The organism is Stenotrophomonas sp. JC08, from assembly GCF_052180205.1.
Taxonomy (GTDB): domain Bacteria; phylum Pseudomonadota; class Gammaproteobacteria; order Xanthomonadales; family Xanthomonadaceae; genus Stenotrophomonas.
The window spans coordinates 1,032,115-1,054,873 of sequence record NZ_CP197473.1 but is presented as its reverse complement, the minus strand read 5'-3'; the positions used below and the strand labels follow the sequence as shown (position 1 = coordinate 1,054,873).

General features: G+C 67.9%; 16 protein-coding genes. 7 read left to right on the top strand and 9 right to left on the bottom strand.

The window, feature by feature from the left end; genetic code table 11:
* Window positions 1-16 precede the first annotated feature (16 nt).
* On the bottom strand, window positions 17-490 hold the full coding sequence (locus tag ACSBPQ_RS04750) for a DUF3574 domain-containing protein (RefSeq protein ID WP_442683904.1): 474 nt from the start codon (window positions 488-490) through the stop codon (window positions 17-19).
* A gap of 191 nt (window positions 491-681) precedes the next feature.
* Here ACSBPQ_RS04750 and ACSBPQ_RS04745 point away from each other — a divergent pair, with 191 nt between their 5' ends.
* From ACSBPQ_RS04745 to otsA, 4 genes are all read left to right on the top strand, one after another.
* A complete protein-coding gene (locus ACSBPQ_RS04745) occupies window positions 682-3,114 on the top strand; it encodes a TonB-dependent receptor plug domain-containing protein (protein ID WP_442683903.1) in 2,433 nt (810 codons plus the stop codon).
* Between the two features lie 126 nt (window positions 3,115-3,240).
* Window positions 3,241-4,023, top strand: a complete 783-nt coding sequence (gene otsB / locus ACSBPQ_RS04740; RefSeq protein WP_442683902.1) for a trehalose-phosphatase — start codon at window positions 3,241-3,243, stop codon at window positions 4,021-4,023.
* A gap of 27 nt (window positions 4,024-4,050) precedes the next feature.
* Entirely contained in the window at window positions 4,051-5,829 is a 1,779-nt protein-coding gene (locus ACSBPQ_RS04735) for a glycoside hydrolase family 15 protein (RefSeq protein ID WP_442683901.1), read from the top strand.
* The gene (gene otsA / locus ACSBPQ_RS04730; protein WP_442683900.1) at window positions 5,826-7,193 is read left to right on the top strand and encodes an alpha,alpha-trehalose-phosphate synthase (UDP-forming); all 1,368 of its coding nucleotides are present in this window, start codon (window positions 5,826-5,828) and stop codon (window positions 7,191-7,193) included. The genes ACSBPQ_RS04735 and otsA overlap by 4 nt, the downstream gene beginning before the upstream one ends.
* Window positions 7,194-7,197: 4 nt before the next feature.
* On the opposite strand, the gene ACSBPQ_RS04725 is transcribed toward otsA, so the two are convergent.
* Genes ACSBPQ_RS04725 through rluD form a run of 4 tightly spaced genes read right to left on the bottom strand, consistent with a single transcriptional unit; the run spans window position 7,198 to window position 9,903 of the window.
* Entirely contained in the window at window positions 7,198-7,602 is a 405-nt protein-coding gene (locus tag ACSBPQ_RS04725; RefSeq protein WP_442683899.1) for a thiol-disulfide oxidoreductase DCC family protein, read from the bottom strand.
* Entirely contained in the window at window positions 7,599-8,132 is a 534-nt protein-coding gene (locus tag ACSBPQ_RS04720) for a DUF4166 domain-containing protein (protein ID WP_442684513.1), read from the bottom strand. The genes ACSBPQ_RS04725 and ACSBPQ_RS04720 overlap by 4 nt, the downstream gene beginning before the upstream one ends.
* Window positions 8,133-8,134: 2 nt before the next feature.
* Window positions 8,135-8,914: a peptidoglycan editing factor PgeF gene (gene pgeF, locus ACSBPQ_RS04715; protein ID WP_442683898.1), complete on the bottom strand. Its 780-nt coding sequence runs from the start codon at window positions 8,912-8,914 to the stop codon at window positions 8,135-8,137.
* Window positions 8,914-9,903, bottom strand: a complete 990-nt coding sequence (gene rluD, locus ACSBPQ_RS04710) for a 23S rRNA pseudouridine(1911/1915/1917) synthase RluD (RefSeq protein WP_442683897.1) — start codon at window positions 9,901-9,903, stop codon at window positions 8,914-8,916. Before rluD ends, pgeF begins: the two co-directional genes overlap by 1 nt.
* 114 nt (window positions 9,904-10,017) lie before the next feature.
* Between rluD and ACSBPQ_RS04705 the strand changes: the two genes are divergently transcribed.
* Window positions 10,018-10,902, top strand: coding sequence for an outer membrane protein assembly factor BamD (locus ACSBPQ_RS04705; protein ID WP_442683896.1), 885 nt, complete (start codon window positions 10,018-10,020; stop codon window positions 10,900-10,902).
* Window positions 10,903-11,034: 132 nt separating this feature from the next.
* Here the strand turns inward: ACSBPQ_RS04705 and ACSBPQ_RS04700 are convergent, their stop codons facing one another.
* Together ACSBPQ_RS04700 and ACSBPQ_RS04695 are read right to left on the bottom strand one after the other, a co-directional pair.
* Window positions 11,035-12,672, bottom strand: coding sequence for an NAD+ synthase (locus ACSBPQ_RS04700; RefSeq protein ID WP_442683895.1), 1,638 nt, complete (start codon window positions 12,670-12,672; stop codon window positions 11,035-11,037).
* A gap of 231 nt (window positions 12,673-12,903) precedes the next feature.
* Window positions 12,904-13,797, bottom strand: coding sequence for a DnaJ C-terminal domain-containing protein (locus ACSBPQ_RS04695; protein ID WP_442683894.1), 894 nt, complete (start codon window positions 13,795-13,797; stop codon window positions 12,904-12,906).
* A 389-nt stretch (window positions 13,798-14,186) separates the two neighbouring features.
* On the opposite strand from ACSBPQ_RS04695, the gene ACSBPQ_RS04690 reads away from it, so the two are divergent.
* Window positions 14,187-14,669 carry a peroxiredoxin gene (locus ACSBPQ_RS04690; protein ID WP_442683893.1) on the top strand — a complete coding sequence of 161 codons (483 nt, stop codon included), beginning with the start codon at window positions 14,187-14,189 and terminating at the stop codon, window positions 14,667-14,669.
* A gap of 26 nt (window positions 14,670-14,695) precedes the next feature.
* Window positions 14,696-15,271 (top strand): ferritin-like domain-containing protein, encoded by a 576-nt coding sequence (locus ACSBPQ_RS04685; protein ID WP_442683892.1) that lies wholly within the window; start codon window positions 14,696-14,698, stop codon window positions 15,269-15,271.
* Between the two features lie 46 nt (window positions 15,272-15,317).
* Here the strand turns inward: ACSBPQ_RS04685 and pbpC are convergent, their stop codons facing one another.
* Together pbpC and ACSBPQ_RS04675 are read right to left on the bottom strand one after the other, a co-directional pair.
* A complete protein-coding gene (gene pbpC / locus ACSBPQ_RS04680; RefSeq protein ID WP_442684512.1) occupies window positions 15,318-17,633 on the bottom strand; it encodes a penicillin-binding protein 1C in 2,316 nt (771 codons plus the stop codon).
* Window positions 17,634-17,753: 120 nt separating this feature from the next.
* Window positions 17,754-22,628: an alpha-2-macroglobulin family protein gene (locus tag ACSBPQ_RS04675; protein WP_442684511.1), complete on the bottom strand. Its 4,875-nt coding sequence runs from the start codon at window positions 22,626-22,628 to the stop codon at window positions 17,754-17,756.
* Between the last annotated feature and the right edge of the window lie 131 nt (window positions 22,629-22,759).

The following is a 22,759-nucleotide window of genomic DNA, read 5'->3' as shown; positions in this document are numbered from 1 at the left end:
CCGGCTCATGCAGCACTCAGAACGAGACCTCGACCGCCTGCCGTGACCACAGCACCGACTGGTGCCGGGTGGCCTGCTTCCACGCCAGGCGGATGGCTTCGATGTCGTTGCGCCGCTGCGGGGTGTCCTCGTGCAGGATCACCAGCACCTTGGTGCGCAGCCGGTTCGGCTCGGGCGCGCCGCGGAACAGCCACTGGCCGTAGGCATCGAACACGGTCAGGCCATCGGGAAAGCGCGGCGTCACTTCCTCGTCCAGAAAGGCGCGCCATTGCGCCTCGCTGATCACATCGGTCTGCGCGCGAGCGGACGGACCGCTCTCCTCGCCCACGCCGAAGTAGAGCTCGCTGCGCACCCAACCGGCCGCCTCGGCCGGGCGCGTGGCATCGCCATGCAACTGGGCGCTGGGCGCGGTCTCGGCAACAGGCGGCGCCGCGTGGGCGCTGGCGGCAACGGCAAACAGCAGGGGCAACAGCACAGCAGGCAACTTCATGGAGAACCTCCGGGCAGGGAAAACACGGTGGCATCCAAGGCACCGCAAGGGATATCACGTCTGGTTATCAGCCAATTACCAGCAGGGCTTGCATCGGCAGCGGCGTTAACGCCAAGATAATATATCGCTTCATCCGGATGGATGTAAGTCGCAAGTCTCCTCCCCCTTCCCCACGTCTTTCCGGAGTTCGCATGTCCCGCCCCACCTCGGCCCCGCTCGGTCTGGCCATCGCACTGGTGCTGTCCTCTCCCGCCTTCGCCCAGGACGCCCCGCAGGCGACCAACCTGGACACGGTGATCGTCACCGGCACCCGTGCCATCGACCGCACCGTGCTGGAGTCCACCGCGCCGGTGGACGTGCTCAACGCCGAGGACATCCGCAAGGCCGGCGTGGTCAATGGCGAGCTGGGCAGCGCTCTGCAGGCGCTGCTGCCGTCGTTCAACTTCCCGCGCCAGTCCAACTCCGGCGGCGCCGACCATGTGCGCGCGGCGCAGCTGCGTGGCCTGTCGCCCGACCAGGTGCTGGTGCTGGTCAACGGCAAGCGCCGCCACAACAGCGCGCTGGTCAACACCGACAGCAAGATCGGCAAGGGCACCACGCCGGTGGATTTCAACGCGATCCCGGTCAGCGCGATCAAGCGCATCGAGGTGCTGCGTGACGGCGCCGGTGCACTGTATGGCTCCGATGCGGTGGCCGGCGTGATCAACGTGATCCTCGACGACGCGCCGGAAGGCGGCGCCATCGAAGCCAGCTTCGGCGCCCACCACACCGACCTGAAGCCGATCGACCGCACCCTGACCGACGGCCAGACCAGCTTCTTCAGCGCCAAGGTCGGCACCGCGCTGACCGACGACGGCGGTTTCCTGCGTGTCGGCCTGGAGCTGAAGAACCGCGAAGCCACCAACCGCGCCGGCTTCGACCAGGTGCCGTTCTGGGAGGAACAGACACCGGACAACCTGGCCCTGGCCGGCAAGCGCAATTACGTGCTGGGTGACGGCGAAAGCCGCGACCTCAACGCCTGGTTCAACACCGAAATCCCGTTCGGCGCAACCTCCAAGGCCTACGCGTTCGGCACGTACAACCAGCGCGACACCGAGGGCGCCAATTACTTCCGTTACCCGGACGGCGTAGCCAACTGGAAGGAGCTGTACCCCAACGGCTACCGGCCGATCTCCGAAGGCGAAAATCTGGATGCGCAGTTGGTCGGCGGCGCGCGCGGCCAGTGGGGCGAGTGGAACTACGATGCCAGCCTGGACCACGGCCGCAACGAGTTCACCTACCGGCTGCGCAACTCGCTCAACGCCTCGCTGGGCCCGGGCAGTCCGACCCGTTTCAAGACCGGTGATTTCAGCTTCGCGCAGACCGTGGCCAACCTCGATGTGGGCCGCATCTTCGTGCGCGAAAACGACAGCCACAGCCTCGGCTTCGGTATCGAAGGCCGCCACGAACGCTATGAAACCGGTGCCGGCGACCCGGCCAGCTACGCCGCCGGCCCCTGGACCGACCGCCCGACCGGCTCGCAGGCCGGCGGTGGCCTGACCCCGCAGGACGAAGCCGACCTGTCGCGCGATGTGGTCAGCGCCTACACCAGTCTGTCCTCGACCTTCGGCGAGAAGTTCTCCACCGACATCGCCGCCCGTTACGAGCATTACCAGGACTTCGGCGGCGAGCTGACCGGCAAGCTGGGTGCACGCTATGCCTTCGCCCCGGCCTTCGCGCTGCGTGGTTCGGTCTCCAACAACTTCCATGCACCGTCGTTGAGCCAGATCGGCTACGAATCCACTTCCACCGGCTACACCGCCGGCGGCCAGCTGGTGCAGGGCCGTCTGCTGTCGGTGAACAATCCGATCGCGCGCGCCCTGGGGGCAAGCGACCTGAAGCCGGAGAAGTCGATCAACACCAGCCTGGGCTTCACCAGCCAGATCGGCAGCCACTTCGACCTGTCGCTGGACCTGTTCCAGATCGACATCGACGACCGCATCGCGCTGTCGGAAAGTATCCGCGGTGATGCGCTGACCGATTTCGTGCAGCAGCAGTTCGGCATCGGCGGGCTGGAAAGCGCGCACTACTTCGTCAACGCCGCCGACACCCGCACCCGCGGTGCCGAGTTCGTCGGCAACTGGCGGCAGCCGCTGGGCGACGGTGAGCTGCTGCTGACCGGCACCTGGAGCTACGCCAAGACCGAGTTGAAGAACGTGCTGGCCACGCCAGCGCAGCTGCTGGCACTGGACCCGGACTACGTGCTGTTCGGCGTGGAGGAGAGCAATACGCTGACCGACGCCGCGCCGCGCACCCGCGTGCAGTTCGCCGCCAGCTGGGCCAACGACAACTGGTCGCTGAGCAGCCGGGTCAGCCGCCACGGCAGTGCCAAGCGTGTGTTCGACTTCGGCGATGGTTATGTGCCGACCCAGACCTATGGCGCCGAATGGCAGCTGGATGCCGAGGCCGAATACCGCATCTCCCCGCAATGGAGCGTGGCGGTCGGCGGCCAGAACCTGACCGACAACTACCCCGACAGGTCGAATGAGGACATCCACTACTTCGGCAACCTGCCGTACGACGTGCTCTCGCCGATCGGCAGCAACGGCGCGTACTGGTACGGGCGCGTGCGCTACACGTTCTGAGTGCGGACACCCTCCCGCTCCCTCCGCCGGAGCGGGAGGGGCGGCAATCCATCTGCCGCTGCCGCCATCGCATCGTGTTGGCACAAGATGACTTTCCGGTAACAACCGCTGCGGCATAGTGACCGCATGCCTGACGAACTACAGCGTCCGCCACCGCCGGCGCTGGCGGATACCGATGCGCTCTTCCTCGACGTTGACGGCACCCTGCTCGCCTTCGCCGACCATCCCGACAAGGTGACGCCAGACGCCGCCCTGCTCGATCTGCTGCAGGGGCTGCACCACCATCTCGGCGGTGCGCTGGCCCTGCTCAGCGGTCGCCCGCTGGCGCAATTGCAACAGATGTTCGCGCCACTGCAACTGCCGATGGCCGGGCTGCATGGTGCCCAGCTGCAATCCACCGCCGAGACCGCCGCCCGCATCCCGGACACCGATACCGCGCATTGGCTGCACGGCCTGCACGTGCGCGCCATGCAGTTGGCCCATGCCCATCCCGGCATGCTGGTCGAGCACAAGGGTCAGGCGCTGGCCCTGCATTGGCGCAACGCACCGGCTGCCGCGCCGGCCATCACCGCGTTTGCCCGGGCACAGCTGCCGCAGCTGCCCGGCGTGCGGCTGCAACCCGGAAACCATGTCGTGGAATTCGTCAGCGACGGCCATGACAAGGGACGCGCACTGGTGCAGCTGATGCAGCGGCCCCCCTTCCGTGGACGCCGGCCGCTGTGCGTCGGCGATGACCTCACCGACGAGCACGGCTTCAGTGCCGCCGCACGGCTGGGAGGTGCCGGCATCCTGGTGGGCCGCCGCGAACCCAGCCACGCACGCTTCGCGTTGCCCGACATCGGCGCCGTCCACCACTGGCTGCGTGCCGCGCTCGCTTCGCCCGTGCACGGCGGACGCCCCGGCACATGAACCACCGGCACACATGGAGATGATGCAATGCATGAAGCCTCGCTTGATCTGGGCGTTGTCGGCAACGGCAGCTTTGGCGCGCTGATCGATCCGCGCGCACGCGTGGTATGGAGCTGCCTGCCCACCTTCGACGGCGATCCCGCATTCTGCGCGCTGCTGGGCCCCAACCAGCAGCAAGGCGGTGACTTCACTATCGAGCTGGAAGATTTCGCCGACAGCGAGCAGAGCTACCTGACCAATACCGCGATCCTGCGCACGCTGCTGCGTGACCAGCACGGCGGCGTGGTGGAAGTGCTGGACTTCGCCCCGCGCTGGCGCCGCAACGGACGCTTCTACCGTCCCGTCAGCCTGATCCGGCAGGTACGGCCACTGGCCGGCAGCCCGCGCATCGTGGTGCGGGCACGGCCGCTGGCCGACTGGGGCGCACGCGTTCCCGATTCCACCTGGGGCAGCAACCACATCCGCTGGGTGCTGCCCGACCACATCCTGCGGCTGACCACCGACGTGCCGGTGCGCTTCGTCCGCGACGGGCTGCCGTTCGTGCTCAACCATCCGGTGCATCTGGTGCTGGGGGTGGATGAATCGCTCGACCGTTCGCTGGCCGGCTACGTGCAGGAAGCCTTGCAGCGCACCCGCGACTACTGGCGCGAATGGGTGCGCTACCTGTCCATCCCGCTGGAATGGCAGGACGCGGTGATCCGCAGCGCGATCACGTTGAAGCTGTGCCAGTACGAGGACAGTGGCGCGATCATCGCGGCGATGACCACCTCCATTCCGGAGGCACCGGGCAGCAGCCGCAACTGGGACTACCGCTATTGCTGGCTGCGCGATGCCGCCTTCGTGGTGCGTGCGCTCAACCGCCTTGGCGCCACCCGCTCGATGGAACAGTTCATCGCCTACATCTTCAACCTCGCCAGCCATGACGGCACGCTGCAGCCGCTGTATGGCATCGGCTTCGAAGCGCAGCTCGACGAGGAAGAGGTCGCCACGCTGGACGGCTACCGCGGCATGGGCCCGGTCCGCCGCGGCAACCTGGCCTGGGTGCAGCGCCAGCACGATGTCTATGGCAGCGTGGTGCTGGCCTCGACCCAGCTGTTCTTCGACCAGCGGCTGCAGTCCCCGGGCGATGTGCATACCTTCAAGCGGCTGGAGCCGCTGGGTGAAAAAGCCTTCGCGCTGCATGACGTGCCCGATGCCGGGCTGTGGGAATTCCGTGGCCGCACCGAGGTGCACACCTATACCAGCGCGATGTGCTGGGCGGCCTGCGACCGCCTGTCCAAGATCGCCACGCGCCTGCAGCTGGAGGACCGCGCGACCTACTGGCGCGAGCGCGCCGACACCATCCACGCGCGCATCATGCACGAGGCGTGGAGCGAGCATCTGGGGCACTTCACCGACACCTTCGGCGGCCACCGGCTGGACGCCTCGCTGCTGCTGCTGGCCGACCTCGGCATCATCGAGGCCAAGGACGCGCGCTTCATCGCCACCGTCGAGGCCATCGGCCGCAGCCTCAAGCATGGCAATGCGCTGTACCGCTATGTCGCACCGGACGATTTCGGCACGCCGGAAACCAGCTTCACCATCTGCACGTTCTGGTACATCGATGCGCTGGCGGCGATCGACCGCATGGACGAGGCCCGCGAAATGTTCGAGCTGCTGCTGCAGCAGCGCAACCACCTGGGCCTGCTGTCGGAAGACCTGTCCTTCGACGGCCACGCTTGGGGCAACTTCCCGCAGACCTATTCGCACGTCGGCCTGATCATCGCCGCGATGCGGCTGTCGCGCAGCTGGCAGGAGGCGTCGTGAGCCGGCTGGTCGTCATTTCCAACCGGGTCGCCCTGCCCGGCGAGAACCGCGCCGGCGGCCTGGCCACCGGACTGCTGGCGGCGTTGCGCGAGCGCGGCGGGCTGTGGTTCGGCTGGAGCGGACGTAGCGTGAACGAAGCCAGCGGCGCCCTGCATGAACAGACTGATGGCGCGATCCGCTTCCTCACCATGGACCTGTCCAAGGCCGACCTGGACAGCTACTACAACGGCTTCTCCAACCGCGCGCTGTGGCCGCTGCTGCACTTCCGCCTGGACCTGGTGGACTACGACCGCGGCAAGCGCGAAGGCTACTGGAAGGTCAACCGGCTGTTTGCCGATACCCTGGCGCCACGCCTGCGCGAGGACGACACCATCTGGATCCACGACTACCACCTGATCCCGCTGGCGGCGCTGTTGCGCGAGCGTGGTATCGGCTGCCGGATGGGCTTTTTCCTGCATGTGCCGCTGCCTTCGGCCGACCTGATGCAGGCGCTGCCCGAGCACCGCGCGTTGTTCTCGGCCCTGTATGCCTATGACCTGCTCGGCTTCCAGACCCGGCGCGACGTGGACCGGTTCCAGTCGTATGTGCGGCTGTTCGCCGGCGGCAGCCTGGTCGATGCGGACACGATCCGCACGCCGGACGGGCGCCGGGTGATCACCTCGGCATTCCCCATCGGCATCGACACCGCGCAGATCGCCCGCCAGGCACGCAGCGCCGTCGGCAACAAGGCGGTGCGATCCCTGCGCCACAGCCTGCAGCATCGCAAGCTCGCCATCGGCGTGGACCGGCTGGACTACTCCAAGGGCCTGCCCGAGCGCTTCCACGGTTTCGAGCGTTACCTGCAACGCCATCCGCAGGGGCGCGGCGCACTGACCTTCCTGCAGATCGCCCCTGTCTCACGCGGCAGCGTGGCCGAATACCGCACCTTGCGCAGCGAGCTGGAACAGCTGGCCGGGCACATCAACGGCGCCCACGCCGATGCCGACTGGACCCCACTGCGCTACGTCAACCGGAACTACGCCCACAGCACCCTCACCGGTTTCTACCGCGAAGCCGCCGTGGGACTGGTCACGCCGCTGCGCGACGGCATGAACCTGGTCGCCAAGGAATATGTGGCCTCGCAGAACCCGGACGACCCGGGCGTGCTGGTGCTGTCACTGCTGGCCGGTGCCGCCGATGAGCTGCAGCAGGCGCTGCTGGTCAATCCACACGACCTGGATGGCGTGGCCGATGCCATTGCCCATGCCGCGGACATGCCGCGTGCCGAACGCATCGAGCGTTGGCGGGTGATGATGGAACACCTGCAGGAATTCGACATCCATCGCTGGCAGCGCGAGTACCTGCAGGTACTGGAAGGGCGCTGACAGCTCAGTCCAGGAATCGCGTCCGCATTGCCGCATCGGGCACAAAGCAGGCGTCATGCCGGCCGAACCAGCGGTAGCGGTTGCGGGCCAGCCAGCGGTAGCTGCGGTCGCGCAGCCGAGCAGGAATGGCGCGGACGGGCAACACCAGTTTCCAGATGCCGCCCAGCCCGGCCAGCACGCGGATGATGGCGTCGGTATCGGTATGGGCGATGCCGTCTTCCAGCAACAGGAAGGACAGCGGGTCATCCGGGTCCAACCCGTGCACCTGCAGCAGGCCGCGACCGTGACGGCCCTGCATCGCCGCGAAGCGGTAGCGCCCCGCCCGATCAAAACGCAGCAGGAAGCGGACCCAGCGGCTGCACAATGCACAGACCCCATCGAACACGATCACGGGTGCCTCGCCGCTCATGCCGCCTCACCCTCCGGCAGCAGCCAGCCTTCATAGCGGATCAGCCGGCCGATCAAGGGCATCGACACGTCCACCAGGAATTCATAGCGCCCGGCGTGCTCGCGCTCGCGGCAATGCACCTGTGCAAACCAGCGCGCCGGCAGCGGCACCAATCCGAACGCCCACACCCGCTGCGCCCGCCACAGGATCTGCGCATCCACCACTTCCAGCCCGAAACGGAAGCGCAGCGCGCCCAGCCGCTCGTGCAGTTGCCCGCCCCGCTGCCACAGCCGGGATTCCATCGACGCCGTGCCAAAGCGGCGGTTCCAGCGCTCACCGCCGGCATCGACCAGAAACTCGACGCTGACCGGCACCTGCGAGGTGGGCGGCAAGCGCGCCAGCCACGCGCAGGGGGCAACCAGCCAGTGGCTGCCACGCAATACCCCACCCTGCCCGCTCCAGCGCTGGCGCCGGTCAATCGAATGCAACATCCGCACCCGCGCCGGCAGCTGCCCGAACGCGGCGCCCAGCACCTGTTCGAACAGCGGCACGCTCATCGCGCCATCCAGACCAGCGTGGCGATGCGGCCACTGCGGCGGTCACGGCGGTGCGAGAACCAGCGCGCAGGATCGGCGATGGTGCACAGCTCGCCACCGTATATGTGCTCGGCGCTCATCCCCGCCGCCAGCAGCCGCTGCCGCGCCAGCGCATACAGATCCACCCGCCAATGCCCGGGCCGGGTCGCGGTGAACGCCGTTTCCGCCCCGGCCGAACAGCCCACGAAGGCGTCATAAACCTCGCTGCCGATCTCGTAGTGATCCGGGCCGGCGGCCGGGCCCAGCCACGCGACGACATCGGCGGCCGGGGTCTGCATCGCCGCCAGCGTGGCTTCGAGCATGCCCCCGGCCAGTCCACGCCAGCCGGCATGCGCGGCGGCCACTTCACGGCCATCACGGGCGGCGAACACCACCGGCAGGCAGTCGGCGGTCAGGATCGCCAGCACCACGCCCGGCTGGGAGGTCACCGCCGCATCGGCAACGGGTTCAGCCTCGATACCACTGGCCGAGGGCGGCGCATCGAAGCGCAGCACCCCGGTGCCATGCACCTGCCGCAACCAGTGCGGGGCCGACGGCAAGCCTGCCAACCGCTGCAGCTCGTCGCGGTTGCGCTGCACCTGGACCGGATCGTCGCCATCGGCAGCGCTGCGGTTGCCGAGGTTGAAATGGTCGAACGGCGGCAGTGAGCCACCGGCGCCGTGGCGCGTAGTGGTGAATGCGCACACGCCCGGTGGTGCCGGCCAGTCCGCCATCAGCAACGGCGACGACGCCGTCATCACCAGCGGTCCCGCTCGTGCTCGTTGAAGGCGCCGGTGTCCTCGCGCAGCGCCAGCAGCAGCGCCTGCAGGTCGGCCGGCACCGGCGCGGTGTTGCTGATCGTCTCGCCGGTGATCGGGTGCACGAACTCCAGCGTTTCGGCATGCAGCGCCTGGCGCTTGAAGCCGCGCAGCTGCGCGACCAGCTCGTCGCTGGCGCCCTTGGGCAGCTTCAGCGACCCGCCGTACAGCGGATCACCGACGATGGCGTGCTTCAGGTGCGCCATGTGTACGCGGATCTGGTGGGTGCGGCCGGTTTCCAGCCGGCATTCCAGCGCGGTATGCGCACGGAAACGTTCGCGCAGGCGGTAGTGGGTAATCGCCTCCTTGCCATCCTCGCGCACGCCCATGCGCAGGCGGTCGCGCGGATGGCGGTCGATCGGCGCATCCACCGTGCCACCGGCCACCAGCGCACCCACCACCACCGCCAGATACTGGCGATGCACCTCGCGCGCCGACAGCTGCTCCACCAGCGCGGTCTGCGCCTGCACCGTGCGTGCCACCACCATCACCCCGCTGGTGTCCTTGTCCAGCCGGTGGACAACGCCGGCGCGCGGCACCTTGGCGATGTCCGGATCACGGAACAGCAGCGCGTTGACCAGCGTGCCGCTGGGATTGCCGGCACCGGGATGGACCACCAGCCCGGCCGGCTTGTCGATCACGTAGACGTGTTCATCCTCGTACAGGATGGACAGCGGGATGTCCTCGGCCACGGCGTGGGTTTCCACCTCCAGCACCGCGTTCAGGCTGACCTGCTCCCCGCCGTGCACTGGCTCACGCGGCCGCACCGGTACGCCATCGAGCAGTACCGCGCCGGTCTTGATCCATTCGCTCAGGCGCGAACGGGAGAATTCGGGAAACAGTTCGGCCACCACCGCGTCGAAACGGCGGCCGGCAGCGGAGTCGGGAACCAGCGCCTGGCGCTGGAATGCAGAGGTGTTCTCGGGCATGGAAATAGCCAACAGATAGGTGAAATCGGGCCGCGGACGGCAACAGTCAGTCGCAGGACAGGCCACTAGGCTATCATCGCCCCTTCGTATTCCTGCCGCGTCCTGCCCTGACCCATGATCCGACGCTCCTCGATGCTCTCCCTGCCCGTCCGCCTCACCGCCCTGCTGCTGGTCCTGGTTTTCGCCGCCACCGGCTGCCAGCGCGGCGACAAGAAGAAGGATGCCGATGAAGGCAGGCCGGTCGAACAGCTGTTCGACAAGGGCCACCGGCTGATGGAAAGCGGCAACTGGTCCGGCGCCGAAACCAGCTTCCGCCGCCTGATCGCGCAGTATCCGTACGGCCCGTACACCGAGCAGGCGATGATCGAAAGTGCCTATGCCCAGTACAAGGCCGGCCGCAACGATGACGCGGTGTCGAGCATCGACCGCTTCATCCGCACCTACCCGACCCATCGCAACATCGCCTACCTGTACTACCTGCGCGGGCTGGCCAACGGCAACCGTGACACGGTGTTCCTGCGCCGCGTGTGGTCACTGGATGCGAGCCGCCGCGACCTGTCGACCCCGCGCCAGGCCTATGCCGATTTCACCATCGTCACCGAGCGCTACCCCAACAGCCGCTACGCCGCCGACGCGCGCCAGCGCATGCTGGTGTTGCGTGACGTGTTCGCCCAGCACGAGCTGGATGACGCGCTGTACTACGCCCGCCGCGGGGCCTGGGTGTCGACCGCCGGCCGCGCCAACTACCTGCTGGAAACCTATCCGCAGAGCGCCTTCCAGTACGACGCGGTGGCGATCCTCGGCGAGGCCTATACCCATCTGGGCAACAAGACCCTGGCCGACGATGCCCGCCGCGTGCTCGAGCTGAACCAGCCCGACCACCCGTGGTTGAGCGGCAACTGGCCGAAGTACCCGTGGATGATCCGCAAGCTCAACCCGTTCGCCGGCGAAAAGTCCGTCGCCACCGGGCAGCGCAATGCCACCATGGGCAAGAAATAATCCCGCCGATCACCGCGGCGGAAACGGAAAAGGGGCCTTGCGGCCCCTTTTTCATGCCCGCTGTCCGGGCCTCGCTCTCATCCTGCCCTGTGCGGCCGGCCCGCTTCGGTGCGGAAGCAGGCCGCAGTGCCCTCAGCCGCGATAGCCGTTGCTGACCGGATAGCGGCGCTCGCGGCCGAACGCCCGCCGCGACACCTTCGGCCCCGGCGCGGACTGGTGCCGTTTCCACTCACTGGTACGCACCAGCCGCAGCACCCGGTCCACCACCGCCGCGTCGTAACCGGCGGCGATGATCTCCGCACGCGACTGCTCCTGGTCGATGTAGCGGTACAGCAGGCCATCGAGCACGTCGTAGGCCGGCAGCGAATCCTGGTCGGTCTGGTTGTCACGCAGTTCGGCCGACGGCGGGCGGCTGATCACCGCCGGCGGGATCACCGGGCCGCCACCGACGGTGTTGCGCCACTTGGCCAGCCCGTAGACCTCGGTCTTGTACAGGTCCTTCAACGGCGCATAGCCGCCGCACATGTCGCCGTAGATGGTGGCGTAGCCCACCGCGTATTCGCTCTTGTTGCCGGTGGTCAGCAGCAGTCCGCCGAACTTGTTGGCCAGCGCCATCATGATCACGCCGCGGCTGCGCGACTGCAGGTTTTCTTCGGTCACATCGACGTCCTGGCCCTCGAACATCGTCGCCAGCGACTGCAGCAGGCCCTGGTAGGCCGGTTCGATCGACACGGTATCGAGCGTCACTCCCAGCGCCTGGCACTGCTCCAGCGCCAGCTGGTTGGACAGTTCGGCGGTATGCCGCGATGGCAGCGCGACCGCACGGACGTTTTCCGCGCCCAGCGCGTCCACCGCCAGCGCCAGCACCAGTGCCGAGTCGATGCCGCCGGACAGCCCCAGCCAGACCTGGCTGAAGCCGTTCTTGCGGCAATAGTCGGCGATGCCACGGGTCACCGCGCGCCAGGCCAGCGCATCCATGCTCTCGTCGCCATCGTCGATCCAGTGCACGGCCATGAAGCGGCGGTCGGCCACGTTGTAATCGACCACCAGCATTTCCTCGGCGAAGGCCATCGCCGCCGGATGCACCGTGCCATCGCCATCGGCCACCAGCGAGGCGCCATCGAACACCAGCGCGTCCTGCCCCCCCACCGCATTGACGTAGACCATGCCCACGCCACTGTCACGGCAACGCTCGGCCAGCAGCGCGTCGCGCTGGGCGTGCTTGCCGCGCTCATAGGGCGAGGCGTTGGGTACCAGCACCAGCCCGGCACCGGCCCTGGCGGTGCTGGCCAGCGGCTCGGCCAACCACAGGTCCTCGCACAGCAGCAGCCCCAGCGTGGTGCCCTTGACCTCGAACAGGCAGTCGCCGCCGTCCGGATCGACCTCGAAATAGCGACGCTCGTCGAACACCGCGTAATTGGGCAGCTCGCGCTTGCGGCAGGTGGTCTCGATCGCCCCGTCGCGCAACACGCTGGCGGCGTTGTAGACCACCGCGCCGGCGCTCTGCGGCCAGCCCACCACCGCGACGATACCCTCCACGCCGGCGGCGATACGCGCCAGCGCCTGCTCGCATTCACGCAGGAAATCCGGCCGCAGCAGCAGGTCTTCCGGTGGATAGCCGCTGAGCGCCAGCTCGGGGAACACCACCACATCCGCGTCGAATTCGTCGCGGGCCTCGGCGATGAGCCCGGCGATGCGGTCCGCATTCCCGGCCACATCCCCCACCGGGAAATCGAACTGGGCCAGGGCGATGCGTAGCGATTGGGTCATGTCGACAACCTTCTGTTGGACGCCGCAGGCGGCGGCGTCTTGGTTCGATCGACAGCGCGTCCCGATGCGGTCGCAGGGGGCGGCGCTGCCATTCAGGGCTTCATTATTCCAGAAGCACATTGCATGGGAGCCTGCCGCCGCGCGACGCCGGCGCCCATCTGCGGAGAGGCCTGTGCGGTCCCGCAGCCGGCTGCGACGACGGCCTCTCCCCGGCCGGATGGCCGGGGAACGTCAGGAAGCGTCGCCGAATGCCTTGGCCAGCGTCTGGTAGGCCTTGCGCTGCGCCTCGTTGCCGGCCACCGGCGCGACCACTTCCAGCTCCACGATCTGGTCGCCATCGGGCTGCCCCGGCAGGCCGCGACCGCGCAGGCGCAGCTTGCGGCCGCTGTCCGAATCGGGCGGCACCTTCAGCTCCACCGCGCCCCCCAGCGTCGGCACGCTGATACTGGTCCCCAGCGCGGCCTGCCACGGTGTCACCTGCAGGATGTAGAGGATGTTGCGGCCGTCGACCTCGAACTGCGGGTGCTCTGCGTATTCCACTTCCAGCATCAGGTTGCCACCACCGCTGCCCTGCCCGGCCAGGCGGATCACCTGACCCGGGCGGATACCCTTGGGCACGCGCACATCCAGCTGCTTGCCGCCCACGGTGATGCGCAGGCTGTCGCCCTTGTAGGCGGCCTCCAGCGGCACCGACAGTTTGGCGCGGGTGTCACGCATCGGCTGCGGGCCGGCATCGCCGCCATAGCCACCGCGGCCGCGCGCGCCGCCGGCACCACGCTGGCGGGCGAACAGGCTTTCGAAGAAGTCGCTGAAGCCACCCCCGCCGCCCCCGCCGAACACCTCCTCGAAATCGAAGCCCTGGCCGCCACCGAAATTGGGCGGAGCCTGGAATTCCTCGCCGGGCCGGTATCCCTGTGCGCGCAGCTGGTCATAGGCCTTGCGCTTCTGCGGGTCGCGCAGCGCCTCGTAGGCCTCGTTGACACCCTTGAACTTTTCTTCGGCGCCGGCTTCCTTGCTGACGTCGGGATGGTATTTGCGCGCCAGACGCCGGTACGCGGTCTTGATCTCGGCATCGCCCGCGCTGGGTTCAACCCCGAGCGTGGCGTAGTAGTCCTTGAATTCCATCCATACACCTCTGAAAAAATCCGGGGCCGCCCGCGTTGGGCAGGCGGCCGCCCTGCATTCACACCGGGCCTATTCTACCGGCCTGCAGCCTGCCTGCCGCCGGTCACGCACACCCGTTCGTCCCGTTTCCACCGTCATACGGGCTGCAAGGCCGCGGGCCGCAGCAGCCAGCTTCCCGATCCCCCGCCGCTGCCGGCCGACGCAGCGATCCCCGACAGCCGTGGCCGGTGACGTACGATGCCGATGACGCACGGCGCACGGAGCAGCGCGGATGCGGGAAGTCCCGCTGCCTGCGCACGCGACACCATCGTGTGAAGAGCATCTTTGCAAACCGTTGACACCGCGCTTCGCACCCCCTCACTAGACTCACCCATGATCAGGAGAACCTCATGTCCATCAACGTTGGCGACCGTATTCCCGAAGTTGCGCTCAAACGCCTGCGCGACGGCCTGGAGACGGTCGACACCTACGCGCTGTTCGACGGACGCAAGGCCGTGCTGTTCGCGGTACCGGGGGCGTTCACCCCGACCTGCAGCGCCCGCCACCTGCCCGGCTATATCGAGCATTTCGAACAGTTCCGCAGCCGTGGCATCGAAGTGTTCTGCATGGCGGTCAACGATCCCTTCGTGATGCAGGCATGGGCCAAGACCCACTCGGTGCCGGCCGGCCTGCAGATGCTGTCCGACGGCAACGGCGATTTCACCCGCGCCCTGGGCCTGGAGCTGGATGCCAGCAGCTCGGGCATGGGTATCCGCTCGCGCCGCTTCGCCCTGTATGTCGAGAACGGCATGGTGCGCAGCTGTTTCATCGAGCAGCCGGGCGAGTTTGAAGTCTCTTCTGCGGAGCATGTGCTCGCACATCTCCCTTCCTAGTTCTCCCACAGAAGGAAAGGCCAGCCATGAGCAAGCAGCCCGCCACCACCCCAGCCAAGTCCGCACAGCCGGCAGGATTCACCGACCGCAAGACCTTGCGGGCCAACGCGCGCAAGAGCATCGAGGATGGCGCCATCACGCCGAGCTACAGCGCCGACCGCAAGACGGTGATCAAGCTGCTCAATGATGCGCTGGCGACCGAGTGGGTGTGCGTGCTGCGCTATTACCGGCATTACTACACCGCCACCGGCATGCTCGCCGATTCGGTGAAGGCGGAATTCCTCGAGCACGCGCAGCAGGAGCAGGCTCACGCGGACATGCTGGCCGAACGCATCGTGCAGCTGGGCGGTGAGCCCGACCTCGACCCGGACACGCTCACCGCACGCGCGCACGCCGAATACAAGGAAGGCAGGAACCTGCACGACATGGTCCGCGAGAACCTGATCGCCGAGCGCATCGCCATCGACAGCTACCGCGAGATGATCAACTTCATCGGCGACCAGGACACCACCACCAAGCGCATTCTCGAGCTCATCCTCGCCCAGGAAGAAGAGCACGCCGATGACTTCGCCGACCTGCTGGAAGGCTGGGTCGGCGAATAGAACAATCCCGGCAGGGGGTATTGCGCCAATCCCCGGCGCTGCCACCTCAATCCATCACGCGGAAGCGCACCCGTGCCCAGGCGCCATCGGCGGCCAGCGCGGTGAGGGTGTGCTCGCCGGCTTCGGTGAATTCACGACTGAAGCTGGCCGTGCCGCGTGTCTGTGCGATCCAGCGCCCGTCCAGCAGCCAGTCGATCCGCGCCTCACTGCCCAGCGCCCGCAATTGCAGCCGCGGGCCATGCGTGGCGCCGGGCGGACGTGCCAGTGCGGCCAGGTCGTTGAGTCCCTGGATGTGCAGTACGCCGTCGGGCTGATGGCCGTCCTCCGCACAGCCCGGTACCAGTGGTGGCAGCTGCTGCGCCTGCCGCTGCGCGACTGTCAGCCACGGCAGCGCCAATGCCGGCCAGCGCGCGATCTCGCGCTGTGCAAGCCGTACATGGCCATCACAACCGGCGGGAACGCGCTGCCCGGTGGTCGCGTCGACCTGGAAATGGAACCGTCCCGATTGCCACAGCCGCGCATCGCGTTCGGCAAAGGTGGGCGGCACCGCCCCCTCCAGCACCCACGCCGGGAAGCGTCGCTGGCACATGGCCGGGGGCGTCTGCGCGGCGGCGATACCCAGCGGCCAGCAGATCTCGACCTCGGAGACCGTGGCCGGCATGGCGCGCATGCCACTGTCACCGGACTGCCGCGGCAGGCTGTCGATCACCTCGAACATCAGCGGCAGTGCGGTGATCGCGCCGTACTGGCCGGGCAGCGGCGTGCCATCGGGCCGGCCGACCCACACCCCAACGGTATACCGCTGGGTGCTGCCGATGGCCCAGGCATCGCGATAGCCGTAGCTGGTGCCGGTCTTCCACGCCACCGGCGGGCGGCTGCCGGTATCGAAGGTGCCGCTGCCATAACCGGGCCGTGGATTGGACTGGAGGATGTCGCGCACGATCCAGGCCGCACCCGCTGAAATCAGCCGGCGTTCGATGCGCGGGTCATCGGCCGTGTAACGCACGCGTCCGGCGATGCCTTCGCGGTTGAGCGCGGCAAAGGCGCCGACCAGATCCTCCAGTCGCGCGCCGGTGCCACCGAGGATCAACGCCAGATTGGGCGCGGAGCCATGTGGAAAGCGCAGGTTGATGCCGGCATTACCCAGCCGTGCCGCGAAACGTGCCGGGCCGACGCGGTCGAGCAGGTCCACCGACGGCACGTTCAACGACAGCCGCAGGGCGCTGGCCACTCCCACCGGGCCGTTGAAGGCATCGTCGAAATTGCCCGGCCGGTAGCCGCCAAAGCTCTGCGGGGCATCCACCAGCAGGCTTTCCGAATGGATCAGGCCGTCATCCAGCGCCATGCCGTACAGGAACGGTTTAAGCGTGGAACCGGGCGAGCGCCAGGCCTGCACCATGTCCACATGGCCCAGCCGCGCCTTGTCGGCAAACGCCACCGAGCCGACGTAGGCGCGTGCTTCCAGCGTGGCGTTGTCCATCACCAGCAGAGCAGCCGAGGTGCGCTCGGGCAGCTGCGAGAAATAGGCACCCACGCGTTCTTCCAGCGTACGCTGCAGGCCACTGTCGAGGGTGGTGCGGATGTGCGCCGCACCCGGTGCCAGGCTGCGCAGGCGTTGCGCGAGCAGGGCCGCATGTTGTGGCTGCCGGAGCGAGCGCGTCACCACCGGCTCGATGCGCGCATCGGCAACCTCGTCGGCCGACCACACCCCCAGCGTGGCCATGCGCTCGAGCACCTTGTCGCGCGCCCGTTGCGCGGCCTCGGGATGACGGTCCGGGCGCAAGCGGCTGGGGGATTGCGGCAGCACCGCCAGCAGCGCGGCCTCGGCCTGCGACAGGTGCGCGGCGGATTTGCCCAGATAGGCCCAGCTGGCCGCCTCCACGCCTTCGATGGTGCCGCCATAAGGGGCACGCTGCAGATACAGGTCGAGGATCTGCGTCTTGCCCAGATGTACTTCCAGCTGCAACGCGCGCAACAACTGCTTGAACTTGCCCCACGGCGTGCGCGTATGCGGATCGAGGATGCGCGCCACCTGCATGGTCAGGGTCGAGCCACCGGAAACGATGCGGCGCTCGACCAGCATCTGCCTGCCGGCACGCAGCAGCGCCCACGGATTGATGCCGGGGTGCCGCCAGAACCAGCGGTCCTCGTAGGTCAGCAGCGCCTGCAGGTACAGCGGTGAAACGCTTTGCGTATCGGTCGGATAGCGCCACACGCCCTCGGCATCGGCGAATGCCCGCAGCGGTGTGCCGTCGCTGGCCACCACCAGCGTGCTGGTGTCGCGCGACTTCGGCAGCGGCGGCGGGAAGGCGAGGTCGAGGACCAGCAGCAGGGTCAGCAGCGCCACCGTGCCCCAGCGCAGCCACGGCCAGCAGCGGGAAACGACGACGCCGGTCCGGGGAAAGCGCGATGGCTTCCCCGGTTGCTGCGGCTCAGCGGCTCGGCCCACTCATGCTCCCGCCGTTATCGACCTTGAACCGGCTCAAGGCTGCACCACCGTGATCGTGGTCGGGTTGGAACGCCCCACCCCGCGCAGGTCGGGGCGATACATGTCCTCGGCCAGCGGCGGCGGCACCGTGTAAGTACCCGGAGTGACCGCGCGCACCAGATAGAACACGTGCGCCCTGCTGCCGCGCGACAGGTTCAGCGCCGCCACATAGCGGTCGTCACGGAACTCCTCGTGCTTGACGTCGGCCGCGCGTGCGCGATCGCTGATCTCCACGCCGTCCACCACCACGTCGGCCCACTGTTTGGCATCGCCGAGATTGAAGTTCTCGATCTCCAGCCCCGCCGGAAGCAGGTCGGTCACCAGTGCATCGGGCATCGACACGTTCGCGGTAATGGCCAGGCGCACGATCAAGGCCTCGCCCTCCTTCAGCGGCCGTGGCGTCCACGGCTTGCCGTCGGTGCCGTACCAGCTGCGCTCGATGCCGATGTGGGTGTTGTCCGGTGCCGGTGCCTGGCGCGGGATGCCGGCCACGTCCAGGCTGGCGAACATCGGCGCCTCGCCCTGCGGCGCGAAGCGCACGCCCTGCGCCAGCTGCGCCGCATCGAACACCCGGGCGAATGCCTTGCGCGCATCGATGGACTGCCGCGTGTCGCCGATCACCAGCTCGCCGGACACCAGTTTCTTCTGGTCGGCCATCAGCGCCTTGCCCAGCCGTGCCAGCGCCACCTGCTCCTGCGTGCTCAGCCACAGCCAGCCGCTGTTGCGGCGGACATCCAGTTCACGCCCCAGCGCCACTACCCGGGCGTCATACTCCGGCTTGGCCAGGCCGCGCTCGTGCAGCAACGCGATCATCAGCGCATCGTCACGCAGCGGGCTGCCGTAATCCCCGAAGTACGCCGGGCGATCAGCGGTGGACCTGGCGAAGCCGGCGGCAATCGCGGCCTGACCGCGCTTGCCATCGCCCTGCAGCGACAGCGCCACGCCCAGGTGCACCAGCGACAGCCCGGTCACCGCCTTGCTGCGCTCGTTGTCCCACAGCGTGCGCAGCGTCCCCAGCGGTGCGCGGTTGACCCGCGCCAGCACATAGCCCGAATAGGCCTGGTTGGCGAACTTCAGCGCATCACGGCGGTCCTGTCCGTAGAACTGGTTGCCACCACTGAGCAGGTCCTCGCTGATGCGGGTCAGCGCCTTCTGCAGCACCGCGTCCGGCACGGCGAAACCGGCGTCCTTGGCATCGAGCAGGAATTCGGCGATGTACGGCGTCAGTGCCGGATTGATGTAGTCATCGCTACCCCACATCGAGAAGTTGCCGTTGCTCACCTGCATCGACGCCAGCCGCCCGAACGCACCTTCCATGCGCTCGTTGCGCGCCTTGGCGTCCAACCCGTCGGCGCCGAGCATTGTCGAGGTGGTCTGGTCCAGCATCAGCGCCGCGTAGCCCTTGCTGGTGGTCTGTTCAGCGCAGCCGTACGGATAGTTCAGCGCCCCCTGCAGGGCCGAGGCGAATGGAATCGGCGGCAGCGCGCTGACCAGCATCCGCGCATTGACCGAGCCGGCCATCAATCCGCCGGTGAAGCCGCTGTCCAGCGTGACCGGCACCAACGGGTCCAGCGTACGGACCTGCGAGCGCAGCACCTGCGGCCACGCCGCACGCACCCGCAGGTCGTAGCGGCGATCCACCTTGAAGCCATTGCCATCCACCCGCACCCGCACCTTGGCCACGCTGTAGCCCTCCTGCGCGGTCAGCGGGAAGCTCAGCGTCTGCTTGGCATCGGCAGCCAGCTGCAGCTTGCGTGTGGATTCGCCAATTCCCAGCGGGCCTTCACCGTCCACGCGCACGTTGAACTCACCCGGCTTGCCGGTGAAGTTCTGCACGTCCAGCGTCACCGTGCTGCGGTCACCCGGCGCCATCACCCGCGGCATGCTGGCCTCGGCCAGGATCGGCGCGCGCACCAGCGTCTCCACATCCCGGTTGCCATAGCGGTCATCGCCATAGACCAGCGCCGAGACCCGCAACGTGCCATTGAAGTCCGGCACCGGCAGGGTGATGCGGGCGTTGCCCCTGGCATCGAGTGCGACCGGTCCGGAGAACAGGTCCACCGTCTGCACCCGCGCGGTCGGGCGCTTGGCCTGCGGCAACGCCGCCAGCGCCATGTCGCCGCCGAACTTGAGCTTGCCGCTGCCGCCCTCGAAGCTCTCGATGACGCGACCGTAGATGTCGTACGCGTCCACGCCTAGGCGGCGCTGTGCGAAGAAATGCGCGGGCGCATCCGGCACCGGGAAGCGGGTGATGTTGAGGATGCCGACATCCACCGCCGACACCGTGACGTGGGCCGGCTTGCCCGCCAGTTCCGGCACGCTGACGGTGACAGCCATCGGCTGCTCCGGACGCATCTGCTTCGGTGCCACCAGTCCCACCGCGACGCGGCGCTCGCCACGCGCCACCGGCACATGCACCACACCCACCGCGCGCGCCGGGGTGATCTTGCTGGGCGCGCTGCCGCCGCGGAACACCAGCGCGGTCACATAGACGTCGTGCCGCTCCCAGTCGGCGGTGACCGGGATCTCGAAGGTGCTGCCCGGCTTGGCGTCGATGTCCTGCACATAAAGCATGCGGTCGCTTTCGACCATCAGCACGCCACGACCAGCATGCGGCGGCGTCAGCGTCACTTTCAGCGTGTCGCCGGCGCGGTAGCCGGTCTTGTCCAGCGCCAGCTTGACCTTGTCCGGACGCGCGTCCAGACCGCGGTTATCGTCGTTCCAGCTCCAGCCGGCGCGGAACGGATAGCGCATGGTCAGGCCGGTGGCCGGATCGAATACTTCCACCCGGTACTCGCCCCACTCCACCGGGAAATCGAATTTCAGCGAGGTTTCGCCGACATCCAGCGTGCGCGTTTCCTTGTTCTCGAAGCGGCGGGTGAAATCGTAATCCCAGCGGTCGTCGGCATAGCGCCAGTGGTAGTCACGCAGCTCGCGCACCAGCGTGACCTTCAGGTCCTTGCCCGGCTGCGGCTTGCCCTGCGCATCCACCCGCATCAGTTCGAAGCGCGCATTGGCGTTGGCATCGGCGCCGTCCTTGTCGTCGAACAGCGGGCGTACCGCCACCAGCACCGGCGCCGGCCACAACACGCGCTTGAGCGTGCGGGTCACGGTGCGGCCACCGCTCTCATAGACGCTGCCGGACACCACCGCCGCCACCGGCGTGCCCTTGCCGGTTTCTTCCGGCAGGGCGATGTCCTGGCGCAGCTTGCCGTCGGCCGGCAGCGTGGTGTCGATCACGTCGTTGGCTTCGCGCGGCAGCTGCACGGTCGGATCGCCGAAGAACCAGCCCGGCATCGATTCGAGCGGATGCTGCTCCACCGCCACAGCCAGCCGCGCGGTGAAGCGGTTGCCGGCGGCCGGGGCACCGTACAGGTAGGCGGCATCGGCCTGCAGCTTGAGCGGCTCCCCCGGCTTGAGCGTGGCCTGCGCACTGTCCAGGTCCAATTTCATGCGCTCGGGCAGGAATTCCTCGATGCGCAGGGTCATGCCCTGCACCGCCTCCTTGCTGGCCGGATCGGTGCGGAACTCCACCTGCCAGCGACCGGTGGGCGCTTCGGCGGGAATGGCCTGTTCGAACGCGAAATAGCCCTGCTCGCCCGGCTGCAGGCGCGTCTCGCGGAAGGTCTTGCCATCCGGCTGCTTGAGCCGCAGGAACACCGGCTGCGCCTTGACGGCCTTGCCGTCGTTGTCGCGCAACAGCGCCGACACGCGCACGGTTTCGCCGGGGCGATACAGATCGCGACCGGACCAGGCGAACACGTCGAACCATGCGTTCTGGCGCCCGGCCACGGCGAATTCGCTCAGGTCCAGCGCCGGCTGGTTGAACGGCAGCAAGGTGGTGTCGCCGCCGCTGGAGGCCACCAGCACGTGCGCAGCATCCAGGGCGTAGTTCAGCAGCGCGTTGCCATTGGCATCGGTCTGGCCCTTGAGCACGGTTTCGCCCTTGGCATCGAGCACGCGCAGCTCGATCTTCTTCGCCGGCGCGCCATCGGCCAGCGAGGCGGTGTGCACGAACAAGGTGTCCTTGTAGGCGCGGGTATGCAGGCCGATGTCGCTGACGCTGAAGAAGGCGGTGTCGTATTCGTTGTCGAAGCTGCCGGTGCGCTTCATCACCGCGAAGTACAGGCCTGGCTGCTGCAGCTCCTTCACCTGCTGGATCGGCAGGTAGGTCAGCAGGCGCTCGTTCTGCTTGCCGCCCAGCACGAAGCGGTTGACGTAGACCGGCTCGGCCAGCTTGGCCAGCGGCGTCTTGTCGCCATAGTCGCTGTCCAGCTCCCAGCTGCCGCGACGGCCGCCACGCTGGTACTGGCTGAAAAACGTGGGCAGCTCGGCGTCGCGTACGCGCAGGAACTCGACGTCCACTTCCGCCACATTCACCGACACCACCGGCAGGCCACGGCTTTCGCGCGCCGGCAACACGCTGCCCTGCGAGGCAAAACCGATGGCCGGCTCAAGCTCGCCGGTGAACACCTTCTGCCGCACCTCGCTGCCGAGCCGGCTGCCATCGGCGGCGAGCAGGTCCGGCGAAATGATCAGGGTGTATTCCTTGGCCGCCTCCACATAGGGATAGCGCAGGGTCTTGCCGTCATCGGACAACGACCAGCTGCTGTCCTCGTTGCCGACCTTCTCCTCGAAACGCAGCAGCGCATCGAAATCCTGGGTGCCGACCAGCGGCTGCGAGAACTCCACCGCCAGCGCCAAGCCATCCCCCCGGCGCTGGTCCGGCCACGCCCGCAGCAGGGCAAAGCCCTCGACCTGCTCCTGCTGGACCTGGATCGCCTCGCCACTGGCACCGGGCAGTTGCCCGCTCTCGTTGCGCTTGCACGCTGCCGACATCAACACCAGAGCCAGCAGAACCAGCGCCATCACGCCGTGGCCGGGCAATCCTTTCCTGTCCATCGCGATACTCCCCAAAGGTCACGGGGAGTATAAGCAAAGCCCGGTTACGCTCCGTGGACCGGCTTCCACAAACGACAACGCCCGACGCTGGCCGGGCG

Coding starts and splice junctions, on each gene's coding strand:
- ACSBPQ_RS04735 (WP_442683901.1), top strand. CDS start 4,051: ATGCATGAAGCCTCGCTTGATCTGGGCGTTGTCGGCAACGGCAGCTTT.
- ACSBPQ_RS04750 (WP_442683904.1), bottom strand. CDS start 490: ATGAAGTTGCCTGCTGTGCTGTTGCCCCTGCTGTTTGCCGTTGCCGCC.
- ACSBPQ_RS04700 (WP_442683895.1), bottom strand. CDS start 12,672: ATGACCCAATCGCTACGCATCGCCCTGGCCCAGTTCGATTTCCCGGTG.
- ACSBPQ_RS04695 (WP_442683894.1), bottom strand. CDS start 13,797: ATGGAATTCAAGGACTACTACGCCACGCTCGGGGTTGAACCCAGCGCG.
- ACSBPQ_RS04685 (WP_442683892.1), top strand. CDS start 14,696: ATGAGCAAGCAGCCCGCCACCACCCCAGCCAAGTCCGCACAGCCGGCA.
- pgeF (WP_442683898.1), bottom strand. CDS start 8,914: ATGACGGCGTCGTCGCCGTTGCTGATGGCGGACTGGCCGGCACCACCG.
- rluD (WP_442683897.1), bottom strand. CDS start 9,903: ATGCCCGAGAACACCTCTGCATTCCAGCGCCAGGCGCTGGTTCCCGAC.
- ACSBPQ_RS04675 (WP_442684511.1), bottom strand. CDS start 22,628: ATGGCGCTGGTTCTGCTGGCTCTGGTGTTGATGTCGGCAGCGTGCAAG.
- ACSBPQ_RS04725 (WP_442683899.1), bottom strand. CDS start 7,602: ATGAGCGGCGAGGCACCCGTGATCGTGTTCGATGGGGTCTGTGCATTG.
- otsB (WP_442683902.1), top strand. CDS start 3,241: ATGCCTGACGAACTACAGCGTCCGCCACCGCCGGCGCTGGCGGATACC.
- ACSBPQ_RS04690 (WP_442683893.1), top strand. CDS start 14,187: ATGTCCATCAACGTTGGCGACCGTATTCCCGAAGTTGCGCTCAAACGC.
- ACSBPQ_RS04745 (WP_442683903.1), top strand. CDS start 682: ATGTCCCGCCCCACCTCGGCCCCGCTCGGTCTGGCCATCGCACTGGTG.
- ACSBPQ_RS04705 (WP_442683896.1), top strand. CDS start 10,018: ATGATCCGACGCTCCTCGATGCTCTCCCTGCCCGTCCGCCTCACCGCC.